Genomic DNA, 22,453 nt, shown 5'->3' with positions numbered 1-22,453 from the left:
TATACTCCTTTTTATATTTTCTACCCAAATCTTCCTGTTATATAATCTTCTGTGCGCTTATCAAATGGATTAGTAAATATAGTTTTTGTTTCATTAAACTCTACTAATTCCCCATTTAAGAAAAATCCTGTATCGTCTGAGATACGAGCTGCTTGCTGCATATTGTGTGTTACTATTATAATAGTATATTGTTTTTTAAGATTTTCAATAAGTTCTTCTACTTTTAAAGTAGATATTGGATCTAGGGCAGATGTAGGCTCATCCATAAGTATAACATCTGGTTTCATAGCAATTGCTCTTGCTATGCATATACGCTGTTGTTGACCTCCAGATAGACCTAGTGCTGATGACTTAAGTCTATCTTTAACTTCGTCCCAAATTGCAGCTCCTTTTAAACTTTCTTCTACTATCTTATCTAATACTTTCTTATCTTTTATTCCGTGAATTCTAGGACCATATGCTATATTGTCATAAATACTCATCGGGAATGGATTTGGTTTTTGGAATACCATACCAACTTTAGTTCTTAATTTTATGACATCTTCTGATGTATATATATCTTCACCATCAACCTCTACTTTACCTTTTATAGTAACTCCATCTATTAAATCATTCATTCTATTTAATGTTCTTAAAAATGTCGACTTTCCGCATCCAGAAGGACCTATTAAAGCCGTTACTTTATTTGACTTTATATCCATGTTTATGTTTTTTAACGCCTGATTATTTCCATAGAATAAATCTAAATTACTAACCTTTAATTTTGTTTTATTGACTATACTCATATCTTCACCTCTTAGATATATTTGAATTTATATAAATTTTAGTAGTTTGCTTTATTTAATTTTTTTGCTATTGTTTTTGCGATTGTATTTAAGGCTAATACTATAACTATTAATACTATTCCTAAAGCTGCTGCAGTTTCTATATCTCCAGACTCCTTAGTTGAAAGATATGCTTGAACAGTTAAAGTTCTTGCACTATCAAATATAGTTGAAGGCATTTGAGCAACAGTTCCAGCTGTTAGTAATATCGCCGCTGATTCACCAATTACACGACCTACTGATAATATTATTCCAGATAGTATACCAGGCACTGCACTTGGAAGCACTACTTTATATAAAGTTTGAAACTGTGTTGAACCAAGAGCTAAAGATGCTTCTCTATAAGATTTTGGTACAGTTTTTAAAGCCTCTTCCGTAGTTCTTATTATTAAAGGTAATATTATTATTGATACTGTAAGCGATCCTGATAAAATAGAAAACTTAAGACCTAATACTGTAACAAAGAATATTCCTCCGAATAATCCATATATTATAGATGGTATTCCTGCTAAACTCTCTGTTGCAAATCTTATTGATTTTACTAATCTTCCTTGTTTTGCGTATTCTTGCATATAGATTGCTGATAATATACCTATTGGTGTAGCTAATGCTATTGAAACTCCAACCATATATATCGTACTTACTATCATCGGTAATATTCCACCATCTCCTGAAGCAGAATAATCACTCATTAAGAAATGTAAATTAATTTTTCCGATTCCTTTTATAAATATAAATCCAACTATTATAGCTAACGTTCCAACTGTAAATGCTGCTGATAAATAGATTAATAACTTTAATATATTTTCTTTTAATTTTCTCATCTTAATCTACTCCCTTAGATAGTTTGTTTAATACTAAATTTAAAATTAATATGAATGAGAATAACACTACTCCTGTTGCAAATAGCATTTCTTGATGAGTACCAAATGCATATCCCATTTCAAGTGCTATATTTGTTGTAAGAGGTCTTACACTATCCATTAAAGAACTTGGCATTACTGGTGAGTTACCTGCAACTAATATTACAGCCATAGTTTCTCCTAAAGCTCTACCTATTCCTAATACTACTGCTGCTAATATTCCTGATTTAGCTGCTGGTAAAACAACCTTAAATATAGTTTCTATTTTAGAAGCACCTAATGCTAATGAACCTTCTTTATAAGCTTTAGGAACTGATCTTATTGCTGTCTCTGATACAGATATAATTGTTGGTAACATCATTATTGCTAAAACAATTATTACTGCTAATAAACTTTGACCTTTAGGTAAGTTAAATATATCTTGAATTCCTGGAACTATAAATGCTAATCCAAATATACCGTATAATACTGATGGTATACCAGCTAAAAGTTCTACTGCTGGTGATATTAACTTTGCCACTTTCTTTGGAGCAATTTCTGCTATAAATACTGATGTTAATATACCTATTGGTACACCTATTATTAAAGCTCCTAGTGTTGCTATTACTGATGCTAATATCATTGGTAGTATTCCAAATTTATCTGATGAAGGTAACCATTCAGTTCCAGTCAAAAATCCTGTAAAAGAATAACCTTTAGATATGAATGGTGTTAACCCTTTATAAAATACAAATCCTATTATTAGTAGTAAACTTACTACTGCTACTAATGCACTAATAAAAAATATATTTTTTGCTACTTTTTCTGCTATATACTTTCCTTTATTATTAGTAGCCTTATATTTTTCATTTAAGCCTATAATTTCAGATTTAACTGACATACAATGCCCTCCCATTTTATTTAAATAAATTTCTAATCTCATATTAAAAGTCTTGTTTTGCTTATCCTTAATTTAATAATATAAAAGAAAAGTTAAATCTAAATTATATCTAAGTTAAGTGAAGGTAAAAATATTGCATTATTTTAACACATTTTTTACATTTTTATTTTCAAGTAGTAAAAGAGCTGTATTAAGAATAATCAGCTCTTCTTAATACAGCTCTTTTACTATTTTATAGTGGAAATTTATCTTAATTTATACTTATTAGCCCTTTGCTTTCTACTATGCTTTGTCCCTCATCACTTAATATGAAGTCTATTAAAGCTTTTCCATTTTCTGATAATCCATCAACTTTATTAACTAATATAAATGGTCTAGCTATTGCATATGTGTCATTCTTTACATTATCTGTTGTTGGTTCTACACCATCTATTGCTAATGTGCTTACTGATTCATCAACATAACCAAATGATATATATCCTATTGCATTTTCATTTCCTCCAACAGTAGATTTTATATTTCCTGAACCATCAGTTATTTGAGCATCTGCTACTAACTCTCCTGACTCGAATCCAACTTTTTCTTGGAACCCATCTCTTGTTCCTGAACCATCTTCTCTTGATACAACTACTATTGGAGCATCTTTTCCTCCAACTTCTTTCCAGTTAGTTATTTTTCCAGTGTATATGTCCTTAACTTGCTCAACTGTTAATTCTTTTACTTCATTAGCCTTATTAGTTATTACTGCTATACCATCTAATGCTATTTCAGTTTCTTCTACTTCACTTTTTTCTTCATCTTTTAAGTCTCTTGATGACATACCTATTTCTGAAGTTCCTTCTATAGTGCTTTTTATACCTGCTGAAGATCCAACTTGCTGTATTTCAACCTTAATATCTGGATTATTTTCTTTAAATTTTTCTGCTAAAACTTCCATAGTTGGTCCTACTGAAGTAGATCCTGATACAGTTATTTTTGATACATCAGATGATCCTCCTGATGAACATCCTACTGCCAATCCTGCAACTAATATTGTACTTGATAATAATGCTAATACTCTTTTCTTAAACATTATATTCCCTCCGATATATTTTTAATTTGATTTATTTGCTTTTCTTTACACTTCAATAATACAAATATTTTGTTAACTTAATATTATAAAACAGTTAAATGGAAGTAAATAATGTTAAGACTATGTAAATACTTATAATTTTAGTACAATCCCAGCTAGTGCTCCTATCAATAAAAATAATGCCGGATGCTTTTTAGATTTTCTTGATAGTAAGAATACTACTATAAATAGTATTAATGCCTTATAATCAAACATATTAACTAAACTCTTAGAGTTTATAAATTTATTTAAAATTAGTATAGATATATTTACAACTTCAAACCAAGCAACCGCTATAAGTCCCGTAACAGTTGGTCTTAACCCATAAAATATAGCTTCTACTTGTTTACTTTCTCTAAACTTATTTAGAAAATGAGCTATTATTATAATTATTATAAATGCCGGCATAACCAATGCAGTTGTAGCAATTATAGAACCTATTACTCCACCAGCTTTAAATCCAGCAAAAGTAGCCATATTTATTCCTATTGGTCCTGGAGTTGACTGAGATACAGCTACCATGTCTGCAAGTGTAGATTCATTAAACCAAGGATAATTTCTTGCTATATCATATAAAAATGGTAAAGTCGCTAATCCTCCACCTATGGCAAATAATCCTATTTTAAAAAACTCAAAAAATAATTGTATATATGTCATTATCATTGTTCTTTTCTCCCATAACCAATTATTAAGCCTAATATAGCTGCTGAAATCACTATGTATATAGATGAAATTTTAAGTATTGCTCCAAGTATAAATGTTGTAATAAATATTATAATTCCAAACTTATCTGTTACTGAGTTTTTCCATAACTTTATAATAGCATTTAATATAAGTACAGCTACTACAACTCGTATACCTGAAAATGCATGCTGTACAATTTCAAATTTAGAGAAGCTCTCCAAGCAAGTTGCTATAAGCATTATTATCACTAGTGATGGAAATACAACCCCTGTAGTAGCAAATAATGCTCCTGTAATCCCTTTAACTTTATACCCTATAAATGTGGCTGTATTTACGGCAATTATTCCTGGAGTAGTTTGACCTACAGCATAATAATCTAATAATTCCTCACTAGTTGCCCAATTTCTATTTTCTACTACCTCTTTTTCTAACATAGGAAGCATTGCATAACCTCCGCCAAATGTTAATCCTCCTATTCTACAAAAGGTTTTAAATAAATCAAATAGTTCATCCATATTGCCTCTACCTTTCTTTTAATTTTTATATCATTATTTTTTAATTAAATATTATGATATTACTTTTTAATATTATAAAAGCATAGTCTCATTATATGTTTATTAATAAAATTAAAAATGGGCTATCTAGAAGTTAAACTACTTCATTTAGACAGCCCTATATTATTATAACTCTTTCTCTAATTTATCTACTAACTCACTAAATACGCTTAGTGCAGAATCCACTGATTCTTTCTTTTCCATATCAACTCCTGCTGATTTTAACTGAACAAGTGGATATTCAGATCCACCACTTTTTAAGAATGATATATATCTTTGAACAGCAGGCTCTCCTTCTTTTAATATTTGCTGACTTAATGCACTAGCTGCTGAAAAACCTGTAGCATATTTATAAACATAGAAGTTTGAATAAAAATGAGGAATTCTTGCCCACTCTAATCCAATTTGTCTATCAACATTACAAGACTTTCCGTAGTATTTTTCATTTAGTCCATAATATATATCTGTAAACTCCTTAGCTGTTAATGGCTCTTTTCCTTCCACTTTTTCATGAGTTATTTTTTCAAACTCTGCAAACATTGTCTGTCTATACACTGTAGTTCTAAATTGCTCTAGATAATAATTTAATAAATATATAGTTTCCTCTCTTGAACTAGAATTATCTAATAAATAGTTTATTAAAAGTAATTCATTTAAAGTTGATGCTACTTCTGCTACGAAGATTTTATAATTAGAGTATAAGTATTCTTGGCTAGTTCTAGAGTAATAGCTATGAACTGAATGTCCTAGCTCATGTATTAATGTAAATAATGAATTTAAATCATCATGATAATTCATAAGTATATAAGGATGAGAATCGTAACTTCCCCAAGAATATGCTCCTCCTTGTTTTCCTTCATTCTCATATACATCTATCCATCTTTCTGAAAATGCCTTTTTAATTATATTTAAATACTCTTCTCCAAGTGGTCTTAGAGCTTCTAATATTATCTCTTGTGCTTTTTCATAAGGTATTTTCATATCAAACTTATCTGTTAGTGGGACATATAGGTCATACATATGTATTTCTTCTAATCCTAAAAATCTTTTCTTTAGTTCTACATACTTGTTAAGTGAATCTAAATTTTCATCTATTGCTAATATAAGATTATTATACACATCTACGCTAACATCATCATTAAATAAAGAGCCCTCTAGTGCTGATTTATGCTTTCTCATTTTAGAATAGAAAATTTCAGATTTTATGCCTCCATATAATGTAGAAGCAAATGTATTTTTATATTTATCATATACAGAATATAGAGCTTCAAATGCATCCTTTCTAACTCTTTGATTCTTGCTCTTCAAGAATACAGAAAAGTTAGAATGAGTTAGTTTAACTTTATTTCCTTCCTCATCTTCTATTTCTGGAAATTCTAAGTCTGCAAATGAAAGCATATCATATACATTTTCAGCTACACCAGAAATATCAGATGTTGCAGCTAATATTTCTTCTTCTCTTTCACTTAATGTATGTGGCTTTTCTCTTAAAATATCGTCTATATACTTTCTATAAAAACTTAGCTCTTTAGATTCTAAGAATTCATTTAATATCTTATCATCTATAGATATTATTTCTGGAACTATATACGACGTTGCCATAGATAATTCAGTTGAAAGCATATCTATTTTAGTTGCCATACCTTGATTTTCATTAATTCTAGTATCCTCATGTTGCTTCATATGAGTATATACATATAAATTTTGAACTATTCTTGATGCATCTTCAGATAACTTAAGAGCCTTATATAAACTATCTTTACTACTTCCTAATTTTCCTTTATAATTTTTTACTTCTTTTAATATACTTTCTACTTTTTTAATGTCTACATCAATAGCTTCCTTGTTGTTATACATTTCATCTATATTCCACTTATATATAGATTCAATTGAACTTCTATCTTTTATCATATCTATCTCTCCTTTTATATATTTAACATAAAAAATCTACAAATATTACATGATTTATTTTTTTTAAATCCTTGATAAATTCATCTATCATAAATCTTCTATCATACACAATATAGAAATTTATCTTCCATATATTATTTTCTCCATACTCTATCCCTATATTCTTTATTACTATACTTGATTTAGTAAATTTATCGTAAAGATCTGACATTACGTGAATATCATCGATTTTTAAGCTTAAAATAGTTTCTCTCTTCTTAAAAAAAACTTTATCTATTTTTTTTAAAATATATAATGTTGCCATAACAAATATCCAAGCTAAAATTGCAAGTACATATTGTCCATAACCAATTGCTATCCCTATACATGCAGTTGCCCAAATGCCTGCAGCTGTAGTTAATCCTTTAATACCGTTTCGTGTTTTAAGTATGGCTCCTGCACCTAAAAAACCTATGCCTGATAATACTTGAGCAGGTAATCTTCCTGGATCAATATTTGCATAAAAATAATATTGATTAAATAAATTTAAAGCTGTAATTGATGTAATACAAGATCCTACTGATACTAGTATATGAGTTCTAAATCCAGCAAATTGATGTGACTTTTCTCTTTCCAACCCTGTTAATCCACCTATAAATAACGCTAATAACAACTTAATTATGATTTCTCTTGTGCCCATAAAAATTCCCCCACTCTAAAATAGCTTCTATTCAAAATCTCCTGAGTCTTTATTATCATAACTTATAATATTTATATGCTTAGGGTATGCTATTCTAATATTATTTTTGTTAAATACTATTAAAATTTGTAATTTAGTTTCTTTAAGGGCTAAAAAATATTTATATGATTTTACTACTCCTGTTATAGTATATTGAGGCCCTACAGTATTTTTTTCTATATCAGTTACTCCATATACACTGAATTTTTTAGATTCTTCACTTGAGTTAGGTTTATATAGGTAATCACTAAACTTATCATTCATAATTTCACAAACTTCTTCTAAGGATTGTATTACTTTCATTGGATCTTCTTCATAAGATACCCTCACATGAACTACAACTCTCATTTTATTTTTGCTATAGTTTCTTATACTATCTATATTTCCATTTGGAATAGTTATTCTTCTTAAATCCCAATCTCTTAAACTAGTGCTTCTAATCCCTATTTCTTCAACAGTTCCTCTAAATTCTTCGTTTATAATTACGAAATCACCAACTTGCAACTGCTTTTCAAATAGTATAAAAAAACCATTAAAAATATCTTTTAGTATACTTTGTGATGCAAATCCTGCAATTAATCCAATGATACTTGCTCCTGTTACTAATGAACCAAACTTAGTTGCATCTACAATATTGAATTCTCTTAAAATCAAAACTATGCATATAACAAATACTATATAATAAGATATAGATGATAATACACTACACAAAGTATTTTCATATCTGACATCAAACTTTGTGAACTGAAATAGTTTATTTAAAAGGTATTCTATCAGCTTAACTAATGTATACGAAATTATAATAATTATAATTGTATTTATAATTTTACTTATAAACATATTAATCATCCTTTAATTAAAAATATTATCTTAATTATTTAATATTTGCTATTTAATTATATTTATACTTAATTTGAATATAATTAGAATTCTAATTTTAAATATAAAAAAACCCACTTTCGTGGGGTTATTTAATTAAAAGTATATACTTGTTTATTAAAATATCTATCTTTTGACTAGCTTCTAATAGCTCATCCTTAAATATTTCTGGGTATTGTATGTAAGTATTTATTTCTTGTCTTAATTCTTCTATCTCATTTTTTAGTGTTTCTAACTCGCTATTCGCCATAATAATCACCACTATTATAAATTTATATTCTTGTGTACATTTTATCAAATATTGCTATTATTTGTCAATTTTTTTTACTATAGTTCTAATTATTACAATACAATATTTACTTACAATTCCTACAAAAAATCCTGTTATTAAAGATGTTATTAACATAAAAGGAAGATATCCTACTGTTAAAATATTTTCTACTATCATACTAGCTACTATTAATTGGCCGATATTGTGACCAATAGCGCCTATTATACTTATTCCGATTATTGAAAATCCATTAAACTTATAGATTATATACATTAGTATTAAGCTTAAATACGCACCCCCCATGCTAAATAATAAGTAAGATAGTGGCCCAGAAAATATAGAAGATAATATAACCCTTACAGTAATTATTATGAATGTATCTTTTAATCCAAATATAACTAAAGAAGTTAAAGTTATAATATTAGTTAAACCCAATTTTGCTCCAGGAAATAAAGCTATAAGTGGATTTGGAATATAGCTTTCTATTATATATAAAATTAAACTATATCCTACCATTAGACTTAAAAATGTCAATCTTTTTGTTTTCATACATTTCATCCCCAAATTTTTATACTTTCTCTATCTATACATTAATTATAATTCAAAAAATACTAAAAACTCATTTTATAAATAAAAAAGTAATAATTTATAATAATTTACTTACACCTCCCTATTAGGCATCTATATTGACTTTTTGTACCTTGATTGATACAATTTCATTGATAACGAATTTCATTAGGAGGTATTAAAGATGACTGTTTACGATTTAAAAGTAGGCCAAAAAGGTTTAATCGATAACATAGATGGAAATGACAAGTTAGTTAAAAGACTACTTGCCTTAGGATGTACAAATAATACCGAAATAGAAGTTAAAAAGATTGCTCCTTTTGGAGATCCTATAATTATAAGATTTAGAGGGTTTGATATTGCACTTAGAAGATCTGATGCAAAGAATATTTTTTTAAAATAATAAAATCCCCTTATTATAATTAAGCGTCTTTAGTTTTTTAATTTCCATAATATAAAAAGAGGTGATTACTTATGATTAATGTAGCATTACTAGGTAATCCTAATGTTGGAAAAACTACAATATTCAACTCTCTCACTGGTTCAAATCAATATGTTGGTAACTGGCCTGGGGTTACAATTGAAAAAAAAGAAGGATTTCTAACAAAAGATATAAAAATAGTTGACTTACCTGGAATATATGCAATGGATACTTTCTCTAATGAAGAAAAAGTAGCTAAATCCTACTTAGAAAACTCTAATGTAGATGTTATAGTTAATGTTGTTGATGCATCAAATTTAGCTAGGAACCTTTATTTAACAACTCAGCTTATGAAATTTAATAAGCCTATAATCATTTTATTGAATATGATGGATGTTGCTAAGTCAAGAGGTATAAATATTAATATAGAAGAATTAAGCAAAGAGCTTAGTATAACGATAATTCCTACTGTAGCTAAAAAGAAGTCTAATCTTGATTCTTTAGAAAGTGTAATAAAAAATAATGTAGATAAAAAAATAAATTATAACTTAGACTTTGGAAGTGAGTCTGAAACATATAAAAAATTAGATAGTATTCTTTCTAATTGTAGCAAATCTACTTCAGAAAATAAAAAAAGTATAAGTGAAAAAATAGATGATATTGTATTGAATCCAATACTTGCTTATCCTATATTTCTAGGTTTGTTATTATTATTATTTAAATTTACATTTGATTGGGTTGGCGGACCTCTTCAAGAAGGATTAGGAGGACTTATTGAAACATACATAATGAATCCAATGGATGGGCTACTTGCTAATTCAAGTCCTTGGTTTAAATCACTTATAATAGACGGCATATTAGGTGGAATAGGTGGAACATTACCATTCTTCCCTCTTATATTCACTTTATTTTTTGGAATATCTATATTCGAGGATAGTGGCTATATGTCTAGAACAGCATTTTTAATGGATAGAATAATGATTAAGGTTGGTCTATCTGGTAAAGCTTTTATACCTATGGTAATGGGGCTTGGATGTTCTTCTCCTGCTATAATGGCAACTAGAACATTAGAAAGTGAAAAAGATAGAAAGATAACAGCTTTAATAGCACCTCTTATGACATGCGGTGCAAAGCTTCCAATATATGCTTTATTTGTATCTATATTTTTCTCTAAAAATAAAGCTTTAGTTACTACATCTTTATATTTAACAGGAATATTAGTGGCTATATTAATTGCCTTAATTTTAAATAAAACAACTTATAAAACTCAAGTTGAACCATTTATATTAGAACTTCCTGAGTATAAAGTTCCAACGTTAGAAGCTTTATTAAAAAATACATGGAATAAATCAAAAGGTTTCTTAATAAGAGTTATTACAGTAATGTTTGCTATGTCTGTTATTATATGGTCTCTTTCATCATTCAATTTCTCAGGATTCACTGAGAACATAGATGAAAGTTTCTTAGCATCACTTGGTAAGTTAATAGCCCCAATATTTACCCCATTAGGATTTAATGATTGGAGAATATCAGTTTCTATACTTACTGGTTTAGGTGCAAAAGAAATAGTTGTAAATACTTTAAGTGTTCTTTTCGGAGATTTAGATACAGTTTTACCTACAGTATTTACGGGGGTTAGTGCTTATGCTTTCTTAATTTTCTCAGCACTATATACACCTTGTATAGCTGCCCTTGCAACTATGAGAAAAGAATATGGTAATAAAATGATGATGATTTCTTTATCTTATCAATTTGCTGTGGCTTGGATTGGAGCTTTCTTAGTAAGTATTATAGGTAATGCTATTTTAGGAAAATCAAGTGGATCAATATTAGAATTATTAATTGGTGGAATTATAATAGTATCAGCAGTTCTTATACTAGTTAATATGATGAGAAAAAAATCTAGTGGATGTAGTTCTTGCTCTAGTTGTTCATCTTGCTCATCAAACTCTACTTGCTGCTCTGATGAAAATACAAATGTACAAGATAAGCCTATAAAAGAAACAATTTAATATGATATAAATAAAAAAAGGTGAAATTTAATTTCACCTTTTTTATTTATTTAAAACTTAACATTTAATGTAACTTCTTTTCCATTTCTATATACAACTATTTTCGTACTATCTCCTTTAGAGTAAGTATATAGAGATTTCGTTAAATCTGACATACCTGTTAAATTAGAGTCCCCTATTTTTAATATAATATCACCATCTTGTATTCCTGCTGTTTTTGCAGATGTACCATCCAATACTTCAGCTACATAAATACCTTCATCTACACCAAGATTTTGATTTGTAGCAGATACGTATGTTGACACGTCAATTCCCTTTATTCCTAAAGTTACTTTTTCATAATTACCACTTTTTATTATAGATTCAACTATAGGTTTTGCTGTATTTATTGGAATGGCAAATCCTAAACCTTCACCTTGAGATGCTTTTGCTGTATTTATACCAATTACTTGACCATTTTGATTTAATAAAGGCCCTCCACTATTTCCAGAGTTTATACTTGCATCTGTTTGCATAAGCCCAGTCATAGTACCCTGTTCTGTCTCTATAGTTCTATCTAGTCCACTTATTATACCTTGAGTAACACTTCTTTGTAGATCTAATCCAAGAGGATTACCTATTGCTATAGCTATATCACCTGTTCTAACTTCATCACTATCCCCAAATTCAGCTGGTGTTAATCCAGTTTTTTCAACTTTTACTATAGCTAAATCTAATTGAGCATCATACCAAGCTACTCTACCTTCTGTTGTTGTACCATCATTAAATAATACATTTACTGTGTTTGCTTTTCCATCTGAAATAACATGAGAGTTTGTTAATATATATCCATCTGCATCTACTATAACACCAGTTCCAACACCTTCTGATTGCGTAGGTATGGCAAATCTATTATCTGTACTTATTGTTGTAGTAGTTATACCTACTACAGATGGCATTGCCTTCTCTGTTACCGCATGATATACATTTTGAGTTTTTCCACTATCATTTACTACTATTTCTGACTTTGAACTAGTGCCTGACGTATCACTTAGTAAATTATTTTTCACTACCGCTACTGTTAATAATGAACTTAATACTGAACTAATTATAGCTACTACTACTACCAATCCTATGCCTCTTTTACGTGACATAATATCCCTCCTCCAAATTTTATTAGTTAAATTTAAAATTATTCTATTTTTTATTGTTTGCACTTTTTTACTTTTAATACTATACTTGCTGTATATAAAAAAAGAAATCATCACAGGAAATTTAATGCCCCTTATGATGATTTCATTATATAATTTATAACTTAATTAAACCTTAATTATTAAGTCTTTTTTCTAATTCTTCTCTTTCTTTTTCAAATCCTGGTTTACCTAATAAAGCAAACATATTTTTCTTATATGCTTCAACACCTGGTTGATTAAATGGATTTACACCTAATAGATATCCACTTATTGCACAAGCTTTTTCAAAGAAATAAACAAGATATCCAAAGTTATACTCATCTAATTTTTCTATGTTTAATAATAAGTTTGGAACTTGTCCGTCTGTATGTGCAAGTAAAGTTCCCTGGAATGCTTTTTCATTTACAAAATCTACAGTTTTTCCAGCTAAGTAATTTAATCCATCTAAATCTATATCTTCTTTTTCTATAGTAGTAACTCTTCTTGGATTTTCAACATTTATAACAGTTTCAAATAATATTCTCTTTCCTTCTTGAATATATTGTCCCATAGAATGCAAGTCTGTTGAGAAATCTACAGATGCAGGGAATATACCTTTATTATCTTTTCCTTCACTTTCCCCATATAGTTGCTTCCACCACTCACTTACATAGTGTAATTGTGGTTCATAATTTACTAGTAACTCTATATCTTTTCCTTTTCTATGTAATATGTTTCTAACTACTGCATATTGGTAACTTTGATTTTCTTTTAAATCCGCATTTTTATATTCTTCACAAGCTTCTTTTGCACCATTCATCATAGCATCTATATCTAGACCAGCTGCAGCTATTGGTAATAAACCAACAGGAGTTAGAACTGAGAATCTTCCACCAACATCATCCGGTATAACAAAAGTTTGATATCCTTCTTCATCAGCTAACTGCTTAAGAGCTCCTTTTTTAGAGTCTGTAGTAGCATATATTCTCTTTCCAGCCTCTTCTTTTCCATATTTCTTTTCTAAGAAATCTTTAAATATTCTAAATGCTATTGCAGGCTCTGTAGTAGTACCCGATTTAGATATAACATTTATAGAAACATCTTTATCTTTTATAATGTCTAATAAATCCATCATATATGTAGAACTTATATTGTTACCTACAAAATATACTTCTGGAGCTTTTCTATCTTCTTTATTTAAATTATTCCTAAAAGAATGGCTACACATTTCTATGGCAGCTCTAGCTCCTAAATAGGATCCTCCTATACCGATTACTAAAAGCACATCTGAGTCTGACTTAATTTTTTCTGCGGCTTCTTTTATTCTAACAAATTCTTCTTTATCATAATCATTAGGTAGATCTACCCATCCTAAGAAATCATTGCCTAATCCAGTTTTCTCATGTACCATCTTATGTGCTACATCAACAAATTGTTGCATAGACATAATTTCATCTTCATTGAAAAAATTCATAGCATTGCTATAGTCAAACTTAACTTTTCCCATAAACTTACCTCTTTCTAAAAAATAATCTAATCAAATTATAGCACAATCTTATGGTAATTTTTAGTAAAATTATCTTATGTAAGTACCTATTAATTATAATTTAAGAATGTATATTCTCAAAAAAAGCTTTCTTAAAATTATAATTTTAAGAAAGCTTTTTTATTAATCATGTCCAACTTGTCGAGCTATTACTTGTTGCGCAATATTTACTGCATGATCAGAAACTCTTTCTAAGTTCGTTATTATATCTAAGTATATTACACCGCCATCTATGCTACATGAGCTTTCATTTAATCTTCTCATATGACTAACTCTACATGACTTTTCCATAATATCAACTTGTTCTTCCATTTTTATAACCTTGCAAGCTAAGTCAATATCATTTATTTTCATAGATTCCAGTGCATATGTATAAGCAGATATAACTTTATTATATATTTCACTTAATTCTTCTTTAGCTTGATCTGAAAATACTACATTACAATTTATTGCTGTTTCTGCTAATTCAGATATATTATCTGCATGATCACCTATTCTCTCTATATCATTAACAGTATTAAATAAAGAATCTACGACTTCTATTGAATCTTCATTTAAAGGTGCTTTTGAAAGCTTTAATAAGTAATCTAATATATATTTTTGTAGTAAATTAATTTGATTTTCTTTATTCTTACATTTTTCTATATTTTCAGTTACATTTTCCATAATAGAACTCATAGCTAAATCTAATGATTCCTTAGATTTTTCACCCATTCTTATAGTTTCCTTAACTGTATTGGCTAATGCTATTGATGGTGTTTCTATCATTCTTTCATCTATATATTTAACGATTTTATCTTCATCATTTTCGGATTCATCTTTCTTATCTGGAACTAACTTAACTGCTAGTTTTATTATAAGCTTATTAAATGGTATTAATAATAGTACTGATATTATATTAAATAATGTATGAGTATTAGCTATTTGTCTAGCAATATTAGTTGGATCCATAGCTGTTACTATACTTACTACCGGTTTATTTAATGCTATTAGGAATACTATCGTTCCAACTACATTAAATATTAAATGTATCATTGCTGCTCGTTTTGCATTTTTATTAGCACCTATACTTGATATTAAAGATGTTACACAAGTACCTATATTTTGACCATATAATATTGGTAATGCTGATGATAATGGTATTAAACCTTGTGATGCTAATGCTACTAGCATACCCATAGATGCACTCGAACTTTGTACTATTGCTGTTATACCAAACCCTAATAAAAGACCTAATAGTGGATATGTACCAAATGTTAATAATAAATCAGTAAATCCTTTATATTCTGCTAAAGGTTTTACTGCATCTTTCATGAAGTCCATACCTGTAAATAATATACCAAATCCAATTAATATTTCAGCTATATGCTTTACTTTTTGTTTACTACTAAATAAGTACATTACTATACCTATACCTAATGCTACTGGTGCAAGACCATTTAAATCGAAAGATACTAACTGTGCAGTTATTGTAGTACCTATATTTGCACCCATTATAACTCCTGCAGCTTGAGGTAAAGTCATTATTCCTGCATTTACAAATCCAACTACCATAACTGTTGTAGCACTAGAACTTTGTATTACAGCTGTAACTAAAGCACCTACTAAAACACCCATTATGATATTACTTGTTAATAGTTCTATTATTTTTTTTAATCTAGAACCTGCTGATTTTTCTAGAGCTTCTCCCATAAGGTTCATACCATATAAGAATAGCCCTAAACCTCCCATAAGACTTACTGCAATTTCCACTTTTTTTCCTCCTTAAGGATAATTATAATTGTATAAAATTAATGTCCTATTGTATTTTATCAAAATCAATAGGACGTTAGTGTTAAATATATGTTAAATATTAATTTTTTATTAAATTTAAGTTTAATTTACATTAAAATTCGAGTTGTTTTTTATATTCTACTTATATTTTTATAATTTTTATATTTTAATTTATTGAGTACTTACCTATTATTTTTTCTGCACATTTAATTCCATCAACTGCAGCAGTAACTATACCTCCTGCATATCCTGCGCCTTCTCCACAAGGATATAAATTTTTAGTATTAGTTGATTCTAAAGTATTTTCATCTCTAACTATTCTTATAGGAGCAGAAGATCTAGTCTCTACACCTGTTAAAACTGCATCATCCATTGCAAATCCTTTTATTTTTCTATCAAATCCAATTAAAGCTTCTTTCATTGTATCTGTTACAAACTCAGGTAAACATCTCCTTAAATCTGCAAAAGTATATCCTGGCTCATATGACGGCTTTACACTCCCTATCTTAGTTGATACTCTATCATTTAAGAAATCTCCTACTAATTGAAGTGGTGCATTATAATTTCTACCACCTATTTCATATGCTAATTTTTCATATTTTTCTTGGAAGTACATTCCAGCTAATGGATGATCACTTCCAAAATCATCTGGTACTACATTTACTAAGAATCCACTATTAGCATTATCTTTATCTCTAGCATGCTCACTCATTCCATTAGTAACAACTTGACCTTCATAAGATGCAGATGCTATTACGCTACCTCCTGGGCACATACAGAATGTATATGCAGTTCTTCCATTAGAAGTATGTTCTATTAATCGATAATCTGCAGCTCCTAATCTCGGATGATCATGAAATTCTTTATATTGAGATTTATTAATTAGTTCTTGAGGGTGTTCTATTCTAACTCCTATTGCAAAAGGCTTTTGAATTATATTAACTCCTCTATTGTATAACATCTCATACGTATCCCTTGCACTATGTCCAATAGCTAATACAACTACATCCGCCTCTATTACTTCACTATTATTAATAGTTATAGATTCTATCTTATCGTTAACTCTACTTATATCAGTTACTTGTGAATCAAATTTTACTTCCCCTCCAAGCCTAATGATTTCATTACGTATATTTTTAACTACATCTTTTAATATATCAGTCCCAACATGTGGCTTATGAGAATATAGTATTTCCTCTGGAGATCCAAAATTAACAAGCTCTTCTAATACCTTTCTACATCTAATATCTTTAATTCTAGTCGTAAGTTTACCATCTGAAAATGTACCTGCTCCACCTTCTCCAAACTGTACATTAGAATTATTTTTAAATTTTCGTTCTTTCCAGAAATTATTTATATCTTCTGTTCTCTGATCAACATCTAAACCTCTCTCTAATAATATTGGTTTATATCCTCTTTGAGCTAATAATAGTGCCGCAAATAATCCTGCTGGTCCACTTCCTATTATTACTGGTCTCTTATCAAGCTTTTTTGTTCCAGATTCTACATCTTCATACTTTAACTCTTTTATCTTAACTACATCTTTTATATTTTTTCCTAATATTTTTTCTTCATTTTTAACATCTACATCTATAGTATATACAAAGTTTACCTTTCCCTTTCTTGCATCTATAGATTCCTTATAAATATAGTACTTAATTAAATCGCTAGACTTTATTTTTAGTTTTTTAAGTACTAGTTGTTTTATATCTGATGGATTTTCATCTATACTTATTTTTATATTAGATATTCTTAACATAATTTCACCTTTCTTTTTTTATTTAATAGCATAAAAGGGAATGCCTCAAAATCCCTTATTTTGAGACAACCCCTTTTTTAAGTATAATATCGACATTATCTTTTCTAGATTATCTATATAAAATATCTAATGAATCTTTAAGTTAAGTTGTTCACTATACCTATGCAAAATTCATATTATCTAGTCATTCTTTGTTATAAGACCTCTTATAACTTTCATATTATTGAATACTTTTTCTAAGAAATTTTCAGCTTCTTCATTATCTAAAAGTTCAATTTCTAAATTATCATCTTCAGGTATATTTTTTGAAGCACAATATTGTTTAGCAATTTCAATTAATTCTTTTTTTGATTTCTCTGCTAAATCAAATTCTTTGTAATCTATTATTATGTATTGTTTAACTTCTTGAGAAGTTCCTTGATTATATCCTATTTCTATATGATATATAACTGCATATAAATTTTCTGGTGTTTGTTCTCCGTTATATACAGGTACCGCAGGGTTAGATTTTATAAAGTTTGTTGATACTGCAATTGCGTTTCCTAAGCTAAGACTCATATTTATACCTCTTTCTGTATATTATATAATTCTATTTTATACATTATTTCTATATATTAAAACCTTTTTTTTATAATTTAAATGTAAAATTATATATAATTTAATATACCCTGTATTTTATTCAATAAACTGTTACATTGTAAGATAAATCTTAACGCAAAATTAGAGGAACTATACTAATATAATCCCTCTAATTTTACTATATATAAATTGTTATTTAATAATCTAATATTATAAATATTACTCTGATTTAAGATCTTTGTATCTTTTCCCTAAAGTACTTGGACTTATTTCATATTTTTTAGATATTTGAGCTTGAGTTATAGATTGACCAGCATCTTTTTTAACATAATATTCTACACCTGCTGCCCATCCATTTTCTGCACCTTTTACTTCACCATTAGCAGCTTTGTATCCGTTCCAGAAGTCTATACATCCTTGTAAGAACTCGTCTTCTACATTTTGCTTCATTATAGCAATTACTTTATCATCACTTTCACATACTTCAACACTTTCAGCCTTGCTAGCTTTTTCCGCTCTTTGATTCTTTAAAAATTCAGCTATACTTGGCTCTAGTAATTGTTGTATATACTTGTATAATATATGTGTATGATGTATTAAGAATGTATTCATATCCTTGTATATATCTTCATATTGGCTAAATAAAGTTTTTATATCACTAACTATTATATCTTTTATAGCCTCTGATATACTTATAGTTATATCTATTAGTATATTTGTATCTCCTACTTTAACAATTCTTGCTATTATAGGACTTCCAATTTCAAAGTCTTTTAATAGATTTATATCTTCTGTATATATTTCAACATCATTTAAACAATCTTTCAATAAGATTTTGTCTTCTCTTATTTCTTTTACTTCATACACACTTACGTAAGATTCAAATAGATTTTTTAATATATCTCTTTCCACCATATCTAAGTTATCTTTGTTTTCTTCAAAGAATTCAACTGTTATAACTTTTTTATTCTCCATTATATGATCTTGTATAAAATACGTATTAAAGAATCTTTCGAACTTAGAGTTTATTTCTTCATTTTCCATTATAAAGAATGTTTCTTTAGCCTTTTCATATTCAGTTTTAAACTTCTCATTTCTAGAGAATTCATATAATTTAGCATATAATTCATAATATTGCTTTTGTGAAAATTCAATCTTTCTACTTGATCTTTCTGACGCAACATCTTTATTTAAACAACATTTTTTATATTTTTTACCACTTCCGCATGGGCATAAATCATTTCTACCTAACAAGGTGACTTCACTCCTTTATTTCTAAATTAAAGTACACAATTTAATATTATACCATTTTTTGTCGAATCATTCTACAATTCTTTATTATTTTATTCCTTCTTGTTTCTTGTTAACTTTTGGGATTAAATTATGTCTTAATTTAGAATTTCTACCTTGTTCTTTTATATACCTTCAAGATTTACGCTTTATCATAATACTATTTACGATATCTTATTACATTATAATATATATTACATAATTATCTTTTGCAATTATTCATTATATGACCTTTATCTCCATAATACAATCTACATAATTTTTTATATCTTCTTTTTTATTATCACTCATATTATTTATATTTCTTATAATATTTAGTTTTTTGATGTTTTTTTCTAAACCTATGTTGATTAATGAACTTTCTACCTTAAAAATATCATCTATTTTTCCTCTTATATGTAATTCTACATTTACAATATCTTGATTATCGTTATCCAAATATGATGTTTTATTTATATATTTTACTTCAACAATATCCTTTATTTCATTTTCTATCTCTAAAATAATATCTTTTTCTTGTGTTTTTACATTCGTCATTGGTTTACTATTATTAACTTCATTTAAACTATCAGTAGCTGTGTAGTATTTTTCATTATTGTTATATATTTTATAAGATGAAAATATTATAGTTATAATAAATATAATACTTAAAATTTTTTCTCTTCTACTTAGTGATCTTTTCAATTTATACACCTACACTATATTTTATTTTAGGCTATGTTTTAAATCAATGTTGAAAATGGATATTTTTTAGTATGCAGGATATAATATAAATATATCAATGTTTCGGAGGTTATAGTATGCCAAGTATAAAGTCTATATTAACAGATATACAAGCATTACCATTAAATCAAGTAGAGGAATTATTATCATATTTAGAAGAATTTCTTGTATTAGGTTCTCAAGTAGGGCAAGTATGCGAAGAAGTTAAAGAGTTTAGATTTTCTAAGGGTAAAGTATGCCCTCATTGTAGTTCTGAATCAATTTCAAGAAATGGTAAATATAACGGTAAGCAAAGATATATCTGTAAAGATTGTAGAAAGACTTTTACTGATTTTACAAACTCTGCAACATATAGAAGTAAGAAGTCTTTAGATAAGTGGCTTAAATATGCTAAATGTATGGTTATGGGGTTATCAATAAGAAAGTCGGCTAAAATTGTAGGCATTAATATTTATCAAGAGTAAGTTTTTAAAAATGTTATAAAAACTTGATTTCAACATATTATATATGTGTAATATGTTAATATAAAAAATCCATTCGATATATAATCAAATGAATTTTTAAGTTCGTAATATATTAATTTTGTAATTTAATTAATTCTCAACTATAGTAATATACTTTATATCATATATCTAAGTTAATGCTAAATTATGTATTGTTTATATTGAACATACTCTTTTTCACTACATTCAATATTGAGTATTACTCCATCCTCTATATATTCAGAGTCTAAGATAGTTGCATTCTCCATTATATTAGATATCATCTTTCCTTCTGAATATGGAATTTTTAACTTAAATCTTATATAATCTTCAAATACTTTTTCACAAATAGATTCTATTAATCTATCTATTCCTATATCTCTTTTAGCTGAAATTAATATTTTATTATTATCTAATTTATCTAAATCAATTAAATCAATCTTATTATATACATAAATCATAGGAATATTATCAGCTCCTATTTGGCTTAATGTTTCATTAGTAACATCTATCTGATTTTTATAATTAGGATTAGATATATCTATAATATGAACTAATAAGTCTGCATCGCAAACCTCTTCCAGTGTCGATCTAAAAGCTTTAACTAAGTTATGAGGCAAATCGCCTACAAATCCAACTGTATCATACAGTAAAAAAGATTTGTTATTATGCAGTTTAATATTTCTAACATAAGTCTCCAATGTTGCAAATAGCATGTTTTTTTCAAATACTTTTTTATCTTCTTTATTGATAAAATTTTCAACTAATACATTCATAACTGATGATTTACCTGCATTAGTATATCCTACTAGTGCTACATTAGGTATGTTGGATTTTTTTCTTTTATTTTTTTGAGTATTTCTTTGATACTTCAGTATTTCTAATTCCTTGTTTAAACTAGCTATTCTATCTTCTATACGTCTACGGTCTAGTTCTAACTTAGTTTCTCCTGCTCCCCTATTTTTAGTACCAACTCCACCACTTTGACGACCTAGGTTTTCATTTGCACCAATTAACCTTGGAAGTTCATACTGAAGTCTTGCAACCTCTACTTGCAACTTAGCTTCTCTTGTTTTTGCTCTATTTGCAAATATATCTAGTATTAAAGCTGTCCTATCTATGACATTACATTTTACTTCTTCTTCAATATTTTTTATCTGTGATGCAGATAGTTCGTTATTAAATACTATTATTTCAGCGTTCGTTTTTTCGATTAAATCTTGTAATTCTTCAATTTTACCACTACCCATATAGAATGTTGGATTTATCTTCTTTAAATTTTGCTCCACTTTTCCAACTACTTCCATATCACAGGCTATACATAAATTCTTAAGTTCTATTATAGATTCCTCAAAATTATTTTTGTTATTTATATTAATTCCTACAATTATTACTCTTTTTCTCATTTTCATAATCTCCTATAATTTTATATTTAAACTTTAATATTTAAATATC

At 27.9% G+C, this 22,453-nt stretch carries 21 protein-coding genes and 1 pseudogene; 3 read left to right on the top strand and 19 right to left on the bottom strand.

The features are described from left to right. Positions 1-20 precede the first annotated feature (20 nt). The 11 genes from pstB to HF520_RS14835 all read right to left on the bottom strand — a co-directional run bounded on the left by pstB (position 21) and on the right by HF520_RS14835 (position 9,244). Positions 21-785 (bottom strand): phosphate ABC transporter ATP-binding protein PstB, encoded by a 765-nt coding sequence (gene pstB / locus HF520_RS14885; protein ID WP_168574654.1) that lies wholly within the window; start codon positions 783-785, stop codon positions 21-23. A gap of 38 nt (positions 786-823) precedes the next feature. Continuing rightward, complete coding sequence (gene pstA / locus HF520_RS14880) at positions 824-1,648, bottom strand: phosphate ABC transporter permease PstA (protein ID WP_168574653.1); 825 nt, start codon at positions 1,646-1,648, stop codon at positions 824-826. A gap of 1 nt (position 1,649) precedes the next feature. Further along, on the bottom strand, positions 1,650-2,567 hold the full coding sequence (gene pstC / locus HF520_RS14875) for a phosphate ABC transporter permease subunit PstC (protein ID WP_168574652.1): 918 nt from the start codon (positions 2,565-2,567) through the stop codon (positions 1,650-1,652). Positions 2,568-2,817: 250 nt separating this feature from the next. Beyond that, entirely contained in the window at positions 2,818-3,639 is an 822-nt protein-coding gene (locus HF520_RS14870) for a phosphate ABC transporter substrate-binding protein (protein ID WP_168574651.1), read from the bottom strand. A gap of 132 nt (positions 3,640-3,771) precedes the next feature. Continuing rightward, on the bottom strand, positions 3,772-4,341 hold the full coding sequence (locus HF520_RS14865) for a chromate transporter (RefSeq protein WP_330586279.1): 570 nt from the start codon (positions 4,339-4,341) through the stop codon (positions 3,772-3,774). Beyond that, entirely contained in the window at positions 4,338-4,877 is a 540-nt protein-coding gene (locus HF520_RS14860; RefSeq protein WP_168574650.1) for a chromate transporter, read from the bottom strand. The genes HF520_RS14865 and HF520_RS14860 overlap by 4 nt, the downstream gene beginning before the upstream one ends. A gap of 165 nt (positions 4,878-5,042) precedes the next feature. Beyond that, a complete protein-coding gene (gene pepF, locus HF520_RS14855) occupies positions 5,043-6,827 on the bottom strand; it encodes an oligoendopeptidase F (protein WP_168574649.1) in 1,785 nt (594 codons plus the stop codon). Between the two features lie 22 nt (positions 6,828-6,849). Then, positions 6,850-7,506, bottom strand: a complete 657-nt coding sequence (locus HF520_RS14850; RefSeq protein WP_168574648.1) for an MgtC/SapB family protein — start codon at positions 7,504-7,506, stop codon at positions 6,850-6,852. 27 nt (positions 7,507-7,533) lie between these two features. Beyond that, the gene (locus HF520_RS14845) at positions 7,534-8,385 is read right to left on the bottom strand and encodes a mechanosensitive ion channel family protein (protein WP_168574647.1); all 852 of its coding nucleotides are present in this window, start codon (positions 8,383-8,385) and stop codon (positions 7,534-7,536) included. A 127-nt stretch (positions 8,386-8,512) separates the two neighbouring features. Next, positions 8,513-8,674 carry an aspartyl-phosphate phosphatase Spo0E family protein gene (locus tag HF520_RS14840; RefSeq protein WP_168574646.1) on the bottom strand — a complete coding sequence of 54 codons (162 nt, stop codon included), beginning with the start codon at positions 8,672-8,674 and terminating at the stop codon, positions 8,513-8,515. Positions 8,675-8,731: 57 nt separating this feature from the next. Beyond that, positions 8,732-9,244, bottom strand: coding sequence for a Gx transporter family protein (locus HF520_RS14835; RefSeq protein WP_168574645.1), 513 nt, complete (start codon positions 9,242-9,244; stop codon positions 8,732-8,734). 202 nt (positions 9,245-9,446) lie between these two features. Here HF520_RS14835 and HF520_RS14830 point away from each other — a divergent pair, with 202 nt between their 5' ends. Both HF520_RS14830 and feoB read left to right on the top strand, forming a co-directional pair. Beyond that, on the top strand, positions 9,447-9,665 hold the full coding sequence (locus HF520_RS14830; protein ID WP_168574644.1) for a FeoA family protein: 219 nt from the start codon (positions 9,447-9,449) through the stop codon (positions 9,663-9,665). A gap of 71 nt (positions 9,666-9,736) precedes the next feature. Then, a complete protein-coding gene (gene feoB / locus HF520_RS14825; RefSeq protein WP_168574643.1) occupies positions 9,737-11,695 on the top strand; it encodes a ferrous iron transport protein B in 1,959 nt (652 codons plus the stop codon). 50 nt (positions 11,696-11,745) lie between these two features. Here feoB and htrA read toward each other — a convergent pair whose 3' ends face one another. From htrA to HF520_RS14790, 7 genes are all read right to left on the bottom strand, one after another. Continuing rightward, positions 11,746-12,831 (bottom strand): serine protease HtrA, encoded by a 1,086-nt coding sequence (gene htrA, locus HF520_RS14820; protein ID WP_168574856.1) that lies wholly within the window; start codon positions 12,829-12,831, stop codon positions 11,746-11,748. A 169-nt stretch (positions 12,832-13,000) separates the two neighbouring features. After that, positions 13,001-14,353: a glucose-6-phosphate isomerase gene (locus HF520_RS14815; RefSeq protein ID WP_168574642.1), complete on the bottom strand. Its 1,353-nt coding sequence runs from the start codon at positions 14,351-14,353 to the stop codon at positions 13,001-13,003. A gap of 162 nt (positions 14,354-14,515) precedes the next feature. Then, on the bottom strand, positions 14,516-16,144 hold the full coding sequence (locus tag HF520_RS14810; protein WP_168574641.1) for a Na/Pi cotransporter family protein: 1,629 nt from the start codon (positions 16,142-16,144) through the stop codon (positions 14,516-14,518). Positions 16,145-16,331: 187 nt separating this feature from the next. Beyond that, a complete protein-coding gene (locus HF520_RS14805; protein WP_168574640.1) occupies positions 16,332-17,924 on the bottom strand; it encodes an NAD(P)/FAD-dependent oxidoreductase in 1,593 nt (530 codons plus the stop codon). A gap of 180 nt (positions 17,925-18,104) precedes the next feature. Further along, complete coding sequence (locus HF520_RS14800; RefSeq protein ID WP_168574639.1) at positions 18,105-18,482, bottom strand: hypothetical protein; 378 nt, start codon at positions 18,480-18,482, stop codon at positions 18,105-18,107. A gap of 240 nt (positions 18,483-18,722) precedes the next feature. Continuing rightward, positions 18,723-19,757, bottom strand: coding sequence for a YecA family protein (locus HF520_RS14795; protein WP_168574638.1), 1,035 nt, complete (start codon positions 19,755-19,757; stop codon positions 18,723-18,725). 258 nt (positions 19,758-20,015) lie between these two features. Beyond that, complete coding sequence (locus HF520_RS14790) at positions 20,016-20,477, bottom strand: hypothetical protein (RefSeq protein WP_168574637.1); 462 nt, start codon at positions 20,475-20,477, stop codon at positions 20,016-20,018. Positions 20,478-20,593: 116 nt separating this feature from the next. Between HF520_RS14790 and HF520_RS14785 the strand changes: the two are divergent. Beyond that, positions 20,594-20,968, top strand: a pseudogene (locus HF520_RS14785) (transposase); the annotation flags it as partial. A gap of 191 nt (positions 20,969-21,159) precedes the next feature. Here HF520_RS14785 and hflX read toward each other — a convergent pair. Further along, positions 21,160-22,404: a GTPase HflX gene (gene hflX, locus HF520_RS14780; RefSeq protein ID WP_168574636.1), complete on the bottom strand. Its 1,245-nt coding sequence runs from the start codon at positions 22,402-22,404 to the stop codon at positions 21,160-21,162. Positions 22,405-22,453 lie beyond the last annotated feature (49 nt).

Source organism: Romboutsia sp. CE17, assembly GCF_012317385.1.
Lineage (GTDB): Bacteria > Bacillota > Clostridia > Peptostreptococcales > Peptostreptococcaceae > Romboutsia_E.
The sequence above is the reverse complement of the archived record's forward strand: the minus strand, read 5'-3'. Positions and strand labels throughout refer to the sequence as shown.